Origin of the sequence: Shewanella sp. 10B, from assembly GCF_023475885.1 — a bacterium.
Lineage (GTDB): Bacteria > Pseudomonadota > Gammaproteobacteria > Enterobacterales > Shewanellaceae > Shewanella > Shewanella mangrovisoli.
The window spans coordinates 1-1,063 of sequence record NZ_JAMDJO010000025.1 but is presented as its reverse complement, the minus strand read 5'-3'; the positions used below and the strand labels follow the sequence as shown (position 1 = coordinate 1,063).

Annotated in this window: 2 protein-coding genes; both read left to right on the top strand. The window is 60.7% G+C overall.

Annotated features, from left to right (window positions below; translation table 11 throughout):
* Positions 1-206: DMT family transporter (locus tag M0415_RS21295; RefSeq protein WP_016810057.1), on the top strand; the 206-nt coding region annotated here is incomplete at its 5' end.
* A complete protein-coding gene (gene sul1 / locus M0415_RS21290) occupies positions 200-1,039 on the top strand; it encodes a sulfonamide-resistant dihydropteroate synthase Sul1 (protein ID WP_000259031.1) in 840 nt (279 codons plus the stop codon). The genes M0415_RS21295 and sul1, both read left to right, overlap by 7 nt.
* The last annotated feature ends 24 nt before the right edge of the window (positions 1,040-1,063 follow it).

The window sequence follows — 1,063 nt, the reverse complement described above, 5'->3', positions numbered from 1 at the left end:
CTCTGGTTCTGAAATCCATCCCTGTCGGTGTTGCTTATGCAGTCTGGTCGGGACTCGGCGTCGTCATAATTACAGCCATTGCCTGGTTGCTTCATGGGCAAAAGCTTGATGCGTGGGGCTTTGTAGGTATGGGGCTCATAATTGCTGCCTTTTTGCTCGCCCGATCCCCATCGTGGAAGTCGCTGCGGAGGCCGACGCCATGGTGACGGTGTTCGGCATTCTGAATCTCACCGAGGACTCCTTCTTCGATGAGAGCCGGCGGCTAGACCCCGCCGGCGCTGTCACCGCGGCGATCGAAATGCTGCGAGTCGGATCAGACGTCGTGGATGTCGGACCGGCCGCCAGCCATCCGGACGCGAGGCCTGTATCGCCGGCCGATGAGATCAGACGTATTGCGCCGCTCTTAGACGCCCTGTCCGATCAGATGCACCGTGTTTCAATCGACAGCTTCCAACCGGAAACCCAGCGCTATGCGCTCAAGCGCGGCGTGGGCTACCTGAACGATATCCAAGGATTTCCTGACCCTGCGCTCTATCCCGATATTGCTGAGGCGGACTGCAGGCTGGTGGTTATGCACTCAGCGCAGCGGGATGGCATCGCCACCCGCACCGGTCACCTTCGACCCGAAGACGCGCTCGACGAGATTGTGCGGTTCTTCGAGGCGCGGGTTTCCGCCTTGCGACGGAGCGGGGTCGCTGCCGACCGGCTCATCCTCGATCCGGGGATGGGATTTTTCTTGAGCCCCGCACCGGAAACATCGCTGCACGTGCTGTCGAACCTTCAAAAGCTGAAGTCGGCGTTGGGGCTTCCGCTATTGGTCTCGGTGTCGCGGAAATCCTTCTTGGGCGCCACCGTTGGCCTTCCTGTAAAGGATCTGGGTCCAGCGAGCCTTGCGGCGGAACTTCACGCGATCGGCAATGGCGCTGACTACGTCCGCACCCACGCGCCTGGAGATCTGCGAAGCGCAATCACCTTCTCGGAAACCCTCGCGAAATTTCGCAGTCGCGACGCCAGAGACCGAGGGTTAGATCATGCCTAGCATTCACCTTCCGGCCGCCCGCTA

What these genes read in the sequence shown, in the direction of transcription:
- sul1 (WP_000259031.1), top strand. Translation starts at nt 200, where the DNA reads ATGGTGACGGTGTTCGGCATTCTGAATCTCACCGAGGACTCCTTCTTC.